This is a genomic window from Paenibacillus xylanilyticus (assembly GCF_013359935.1).
Classification (GTDB): Bacteria; Bacillota; Bacilli; order Paenibacillales; family Paenibacillaceae; genus Paenibacillus; species Paenibacillus xylanilyticus.
This window is the reverse complement of record NZ_JABMCB010000177.1, coordinates 258,632-266,074: the sequence shown is the minus strand read 5'-3', so window position 1 is coordinate 266,074 and position 7,443 is coordinate 258,632. Positions and strand designations below refer to the sequence as shown.

The 7,443-nt window shown below is 46.5% G+C and carries 7 protein-coding genes; 6 read left to right on the top strand and 1 reads right to left on the bottom strand.

Annotated elements, in window-relative coordinates:
- Positions 1-401 precede the first annotated feature (401 nt).
- From HP552_RS12305 to HP552_RS34680, 5 genes are all read left to right on the top strand, one after another.
- Positions 402-3,323 (top strand): insulinase family protein, encoded by a 2,922-nt coding sequence (locus HP552_RS12305; protein WP_175395747.1) that lies wholly within the window; start codon positions 402-404, stop codon positions 3,321-3,323.
- Between the two features lie 306 nt (positions 3,324-3,629).
- Positions 3,630-4,298 carry a uracil-DNA glycosylase gene (ung, locus tag HP552_RS12300; RefSeq protein ID WP_175395746.1) on the top strand — a complete coding sequence of 223 codons (669 nt, stop codon included), beginning with the start codon at positions 3,630-3,632 and terminating at the stop codon, positions 4,296-4,298.
- 18 nt (positions 4,299-4,316) lie between these two features.
- A complete protein-coding gene (locus HP552_RS12295; protein WP_175395745.1) occupies positions 4,317-4,736 on the top strand; it encodes a hypothetical protein in 420 nt (139 codons plus the stop codon).
- A 224-nt stretch (positions 4,737-4,960) separates the two neighbouring features.
- On the top strand, positions 4,961-5,548 hold the full coding sequence (locus HP552_RS12290) for an LOG family protein (protein ID WP_175395744.1): 588 nt from the start codon (positions 4,961-4,963) through the stop codon (positions 5,546-5,548).
- Between the two features lie 115 nt (positions 5,549-5,663).
- On the top strand, positions 5,664-5,795 hold the full coding sequence (locus HP552_RS34680; RefSeq protein WP_217506391.1) for a YjcZ family sporulation protein: 132 nt from the start codon (positions 5,664-5,666) through the stop codon (positions 5,793-5,795).
- Positions 5,796-5,967: 172 nt separating this feature from the next.
- On the opposite strand, the gene HP552_RS12285 is transcribed toward HP552_RS34680, so the two are convergent.
- Positions 5,968-6,261 (bottom strand): hypothetical protein, encoded by a 294-nt coding sequence (locus tag HP552_RS12285; protein ID WP_175395743.1) that lies wholly within the window; start codon positions 6,259-6,261, stop codon positions 5,968-5,970.
- A gap of 237 nt (positions 6,262-6,498) precedes the next feature.
- On the opposite strand from HP552_RS12285, the gene HP552_RS12280 reads away from it, so the two are divergent.
- Entirely contained in the window at positions 6,499-7,236 is a 738-nt protein-coding gene (locus HP552_RS12280) for a glycerophosphodiester phosphodiesterase (RefSeq protein WP_376768955.1), read from the top strand.
- The last annotated feature ends 207 nt before the right edge of the window (positions 7,237-7,443 follow it).

Below are 7,443 nucleotides of genomic sequence, written 5' to 3'. Positions count from 1 at the left end.
TCAGTCCAATAAGCAAGTGTCTTGAATCCTTGATATGACTGCATTTTATCCTTACGTTCCATTCTATATCACTCAAAGCATGTGTCTTAAAATCCTGCGGTAGGTGACTACCGTACCGGTTCGATCCCGGTCCTCGGCATCTATTTAAAGAAGATCGCATGACGCTTGTTAAACAAGCTGTCTATGCGATCTTTTTTTATGCCAATATATAATGAAATTGAAGCTTTTCGGGTTCATAAACCCAAACTGTACATAATACATATCAGAAGACGCTTATATGCCTCAGACTGTAAGTTATGAAGACATGAATCGATGGTGTATACTATCCATAGGCATAAATTACCTTTATCTTGCGGAACTCAAGGAAGCAAAATAAATTTCTTTTGATGGAGGATCAGCACATGTTGAAACAGCTTCAGCCTTACCAGGTTTTACAGGAACGCAGGATGGAAGAACTGAAATCGGATGGTTATCTGCTTGAACATAAAAAGTCAGGCGCCAGAATCGTCGTTTTATCCAACGAGGATGACAATAAAGTATTCAGTATCGGTTTCAGAACTCCTCCAAGTGATAATACGGGCGTGCCACATATTTTGGAGCATTCCGTGCTGTGCGGGTCCAAAAAGTTTCCCGCGAAGGATTCCTTTGTTGAACTGTTGAAGGGTTCACTCAATACCTTCCTGAATGCCATGACATATCCGGACAAAACGATCTATCCGATCGCCAGCCGCAATGATCATGATTTTCACAACTTGATGGATATTTATCTGGATGCGGTATTGAATACCAACATTTATGAGAACGAGAAAATATTCCTGCAAGAAGGCTGGAATTACAATCTGGCTTCGGCAGAGGATGAATTGACATATAACGGTGTGGTATACAACGAGATGAAGGGCGCATTTTCTTCACCGGAGCGTGTTGTACGCAGAGCCGTACTGAATTCACTTTTCCCGGATACGACCTATTCCTGCGAATCAGGAGGCATTCCGGATGAGATAACCGATCTGACCTACCAGGGATTATTGGATTTCCACACGAAATACTATCACCCTTCCAACAGCTATATCTACCTGTATGGGGATATGGATATGGAAGAAAAGCTGAAATGGCTGGATGAAGCGTATTTGAACCAATATGACCGGATCGTGACAGACTCGGAGATTGGGTTGCAGCAAGCCTTCAGTGAGCGGGTTGATGTGGTCAAAACCTATTCTGCGGGAAGTACCGAGTCGGAAGTGGATAACAGCTTTTTGACTTATAATGCGGTGATTGGAACAACTGTGGATCAGGAACTGAACATCGCCTTTCAAATTCTGCAGTATGCACTCCTGAACGCACCAGGAGCTGTATTGAAGCAGGCACTGCTGGATAAGGGTATTGCGAAGGAGGTCTATGGCTCGTATGACGACAGCTTGTATCAGCCTGTACTGACCATCGGTTTGAAGAAAAGTAACCTGGAGAGCAAACAGGTATTTTTGGATACAGTGAACGAAGTTCTACAGCGTGTTGTGAAGGAAGGAATCGATCCCAAAGCGCTGCTTGCCGGAATTAATTCCTATGAATTCAATCATCGTGAAGCCGATTTTGGAAGAATGCCAAAAGGGCTCATCTATGGTTTCTATGCACTTCAGAGCTGGCTCTATGATGATCAGGCGCCATTTGCCCATTTGGAGGCCAACGAGGTATTTGCGACGTTGCGTACGAAAATGAATGAAGGATACTTCGAGCGGTTGATCGAGCAGTATTTGCTGCAAAATACACATACTTCGTTTGTCGCGGTTACCCCGGATAAAGGATTGAATCAGCGGAAGGAAGAGGCGCTGCGTACCCGATTGGAATCCTATCAGGCAAGTTTGAGTGAGGCAGAAATCGCGCAGCTGGTGCAAAAAACGAAAGAACTCGCGGATTATCAGAACGAGCCTTCGACCAAAGAGCAGCAGCAGGTTATTCCGACCTTGTCGATTGAAGATATAGAGCCCAAAGCATCTACCTTGTACCAAACCCTGAGAACGGTAGAAGGTACAACCATTCTGCATCACAATCTTTACACCAACGGGATAGGTTATCTGAAGCTGTTATTTGATATCAAGGAGATTCCGCAGCATCTGCTGCCTTATGCCGGTCTTTTGAAAAGCGTGCTCGGTTATGTGGATACGGCCAACTTTACCTTCAACGAGCTATCCAATGAAATTCATATTCATTCGGGCGGGATCAGTGCAAGTGTAGGTGCGAGTGCCGATGCGAAACAGTATAACGCCTACCGGGCCAACTTTGAATTTGGGGCCAAGGTTTTATACAGCAAACTCGGTTTTGCCTTTGACATGATCAAGGAGATCATTCTGACCTCCCGTTTCGATGATTCAAAGCGCTTGTATGAGATCATTTCCCAATTGAAGGGGCAATTGCAGCGCAGTCTGATTAATAGCGGACATTCTGCAGCAATGGGCAGATCATCTGCCAAACATTCAGCTGTGGCTGCCTTCCGGGAAGCGGTTAGCGGAATCGCCTTTTATCAATGGCTCGAAGAGCTTCAGGCAAATTATGAGGATAGAAAAGAAGAACTTGCCACCCGTCTTCAGGAATTGACAGGCATCATCTTTAGACATGAGAACCTGCTCGTCAGCTATACCGCGGATGAGAAAGGATATGAAGGATTGGAGGAGCAGGTGTCTGACCTGAAATCGAAGCTGTTCACACATGAGGTGTCTAAAGAGCAGGCTGTGTTCACGGCGGTTCATCATAACGAGGGCTTCAAGTCACCGTCGGAAGTGCAATACGTGGTTCAGACAGGCAACTTCATTACGAAGGGATTCAGGTATACAGGCTCACTGCGTGTTCTTCAGGGAATTTTATCGCTTGATTATCTGTGGACCAATATCCGTGCTAAGGGTGGAGCGTACGGGTGCATGAGCGGTTTCAGACGGAATGGTGACAGCTATCTGGCTTCATACAGGGATCCCAACCTTGAGAAAACCTACAAAGTGTATGAAGACATACCGCAATATTTGAAAAATTTCAAAGCGGATGCTCGTGAAATGACGCGGTATATTATTGGTGCCATTCAGGATCTGGATACCCCGAGAACACCTTATTCGGAAGGAACTTTCTCGCTTGAATGCTACTTGTCCAACGTTACCGAAGCGGACCTTCAACAAGAGCGTGATGAAGTACTGCGCACAACAGAAGCGGATATCATTGATTCGGCTGCCTTGGTATCTGCTATCCTTGAACAAGGGAATCGCTGTGTTGTCGGCAATGAAGGTAAAATAGAGGAGCAGAGCTCTTTGTTCGACGAGACATTGGATCTGATCAAGTATTAATCGCAGTAGTTGCGCAAGTATTTTCGTAAGACGAAGGTAATCATAAAAAGCGGGTTCCTGGTTGCTTGGCCACCTGGGAGCTCGTTTTTTTGTTTATTGCACATGAAATTTGCTTATAGAGTAAACAGAGTGTAAATCGTCAATTGCGTGGAGGAACGTACGCCTGAAGCACATTTCTGGCCTGCCGCCCGGAGGTATGTTAAAATGATGGATAGTCTACGAGCTGTTAAGACAAGGCTCGCTCAGGGGCAGCCTATGATTTCCGGCTGCACGGGTATAATTCATCTGGGAAAGGAGCACATACATATGTTTGGAAACGATTGGGACACCGTTCTTAAAGAAGAGATTGAAGCGGAGTATTTTAACCATATACGTTATGCACTGGCAGGGGAATATAAAACACAAACGGTCTATCCGTCCAAAGAAAACCTGTTCTCCGCATTAAAGCTGACCCCTTATCATCAGGTCAAAGCCGTTATTCTGGGTCAGGATCCTTATCATGGCGTTGGTCAGGCCCACGGACTCAGTTTTTCGGTCATGCCCGGTGTACGTATTCCGCCTTCACTGCTAAATATATATAAGGAACTCCATGCGGACCTTGGGCTGCCGATTCCCAAACACGGATATCTGGTGCATTGGGCGGAACAGGGGGTACTGCTGCTCAATAATGTGCTTACGGTCCGCGAGGGACAGCCGAACTCTCATCAGGGGCTGGGCTGGCAGACATTTACCGATGCGGTCATCCGTGCATTGAACGAACGCTCGGAACCGATGGTATTTATGCTGTGGGGCAGTCACGCACAGAAGAAAGGCGCTTTTATTAACCGGGACAAACATCTGGTACTGGAATCAACACATCCCAGTCCACTTGCGGCCCATCGTGGATTTCTCGGCAGTCGTCCGTTCTCCAAAGCCAATGACTTCCTGACCTCCAAAGGTATTCAACCGATTGATTGGACCATACCGGAAAACTAGATAAGTGGGGTGAGGACATTGCGACATTGGGTAGGACGAAAAGTGGCAGTATATCGGGCAACCGGCATACGGGAGCCGCTGAAGGGGACGCTGGTAGAGTGGGATGAGGAAGCGGATTGCGTACGAATTGGACCGAAGCGGATTAAGGTATCGTTCGACAATATCGCAATGATCAGACCTCTGCCCGAAGAGAGCCTTCCCTTAAAGAAAGCACGTTCTGAGGTGCATAAGGTCGGATATGTAATAAAAAAGGCAATTCAGTTTGACAATGCGATCTATTTTAAATCACAGGTGATGATATGGCGCCGGGGCAAGATTATAGCGTTATCTACGACAATTCTTCGTCATGATGAAGATCATGTCGAGCTTGCAGATGGCCGGATGCTACGCAAGGATAAGCATCTGTTTGTTGTGCGTTCCAGAAGAGGCATACGCTAATACGCCGATATTTAATATTCATTTCATGTAAAGATCATATGGATTTAATCTTCGGGCTTTATATTAAATGTAACAACCCCTTCTAAATGATGTGTAATAACATGGGAGCCCGGCCGGCTGCAAACGGTCGGGTTTTTTTGTCCCCAGAGGCCGTGAAGGGTAACATAGCAATGACATTTTTGTTATATACTAATGAGATAGACAACGAGAAGGAGTGAAGCCCCTTGAAACGTATATGTGTTTTTGCAGGTTCCAACCCCGGGAATCACCCGGACTATACACAACAGGCAGCCAACTTGGGCAAACAGATTGCGGATAACGGATTTTCACTTGTATATGGCGGTTCATGTATGGGATTAATGGGTGCGGTTGCCGATGCTGCTCTGGAGAATGGTGGAGAAGTCATTGGCGTTATGCCGACAGGACTGTTCCGTGGGGAAATTGTACATGGAGGCCTTACACAACTGATCGAAGTGGGAACCATGCACGAGCGGAAGGCAACGATGGCTGAGCTTTCGGACGGATTCATAGCCCTTCCTGGTGGCATGGGTACCTTTGAAGAGTTGTTCGAAGTGCTGTGCTGGGCTCAGATCGGCATTCACCGCAAACCGGTCGGTTTATTGAACGTAAACGGATACTATGAGCCATTGATGAAACTGGTGGAGCATAGTGTACATGAAGGGTTTTCGAATACCTCGCATCTCAGCCTATGGAGTCTTGAATCCGAACCGGCCGAGCTGCTTGCGAAGATGTCGGCTTACGTTCCCGCACAGTTAACTCAGAAATGGACTCAGCTTAATGAACAAAAGTAATCCAAGAGATTGGATTTAACCAGCGGCATTCGCGGAAAACTTTCCGTTCTGCCCAATCAAGTTGTGGCCTGAGGCATAGTCTATAGTGTACTTTCTTAAGAGGGGAGTGTCACTCATGAGCGAAATCAAAGGCACAGGTTACGGGTATGGATACGGAGGCTTCGGCGGCGGAGCATGGACATCTACAGGCGCAATTCTGGTATTGTTCATTCTGCTGGTTATTATCTCCCGTACCTTCATTCTGTAATTCGGTCAGCCATTCCCGGATGGGGACGGCTTCATCTGAAGCGCACCGGATGAGGGATTAGCCTTTCCAAAGAAACGCCGGCAGCTGTCGGCGTTTCAGGGGAACGGTTTTTTTTGTTTGTTGGAAAAGAAAAACCCTGTTTCCCGGAAACGGTATACAGAGTCAGAACAGGTTAGACGGCGACAACCGTACTGTTATCACCAGGTATGATTAGTGTCTTCCAGGCGATGTACAGACCAATGACAGCGGCGATCAGCGCTAGAATCGCGGCAATTAGAGCTAGCTTATCAAGTTCACGCTGTGCGTCGGCAACAGAAGACTGATTACTTGTTTTATCGGGCACAGCCAGACCTCGAACATATGCATGACCCATTCTCCGTTTTGGCCCTGGTGAGGTTCGTTTCTTGCGAATGGGGGTGTTGGAATATTTGCTTATTGTATTTTTCTCGGAAGATATACGCTTCAATAGTCAACCTCCTTATGGCGGAGTACGGAACATCTATCGCTCATACTATGTTATGTCGATTTGCAGATTGAGTTCGCAAAAATGAGTGAATCCCCAGCCTGGCTGGATATTTCTCTATACCTGTTGAATTGGATGTAGAACCGAACATGTATTAAACGTTCTGTTAATACAGGAATGACAAATCAGTCGTATAGTGGAAATGGTAGAGTTGATGTTTGAATTCGAGGAGGTGCTGGAATAATGGCTATTGAGATTATTGCTCATAGGGGAGCTTCCGCCGTCTGTCCCGAAAATACGATGGCTGCATTCGAACGCTGCCTGCAGCTGGGAGCGACGGGCATAGAAACGGATGTTCAGATGTCCAGTGACGGTAGGTTGGTACTGATTCATGATGAGACACTAAACCGTACTGCGGGTGCACCCGGCTGGGTTAAGGATACAACGTACGAACAATTGCGGTCACTCGATGCGGGAAGCTGGTTCCATTCGGATTACGCCCAGGAGGGCATTCCTTCCCTGGAGGAGCTGTTTGATTTGATTCAAGGGAAAAAAATTCTGCTTAATCTGGAACTGAAAAATGGAATTGTCGGTTACAAGGGCATGGAAGAAAAAATCGTGCAAGCCGTCCGGGATTGGGATCTGGAACAGCAAGTCATCCTTTCCAGCTTCAATCATGCGTCATTGGTAAAGTGCAAACGTCTTGCTCCGGAGATTCGGACAGCACTTCTGTACATGGAAAAGCTGTATCGTCCTTACGACTATGCAGCCAAATTGGAGGCTTCTGCCCTGCATCCCTATAAGCTGGCTGTAACGCAGGAGGAAGTAGCTGCCGCACAGGCCCAGGGAATTTCGACACATCCTTTTACCGTGAATGATCCTGCGGAGATGCAGGCTCTGATTCAGATGGGCGTGGAAGCCATCATTACCGATGTGCCGGATGTACTATCCGCTTTGGTAGGAGTACATAGCCGATAACACTAAAAAATGGTCAGCTGCATCTGAGCTCTAACGCTCGGTGCAGCTTTTTTTTGTATCAAAAATGATTAATGCTATAAACTTGTCCCATTTGTCCATTGCCAGCGAGAGCTTGTTGACATACAATGATGTATGGGAATGAGAATCAATATCATTAACAGATCGGCAATAATAGAGGGGTGATTGTTATGTACATAGGATTGGTCT

What these genes read in the sequence shown, in the direction of transcription:
- HP552_RS12305 (WP_175395747.1), top strand. Translation starts at nt 402, where the DNA reads ATGTTGAAACAGCTTCAGCCTTACCAGGTTTTACAGGAACGCAGGATG.
- ung (WP_175395746.1), top strand. Translation starts at nt 3,630, where the DNA reads ATGTTTGGAAACGATTGGGACACCGTTCTTAAAGAAGAGATTGAAGCG.
- HP552_RS34680 (WP_217506391.1), top strand. Translation starts at nt 5,664, where the DNA reads ATGAGCGAAATCAAAGGCACAGGTTACGGGTATGGATACGGAGGCTTC.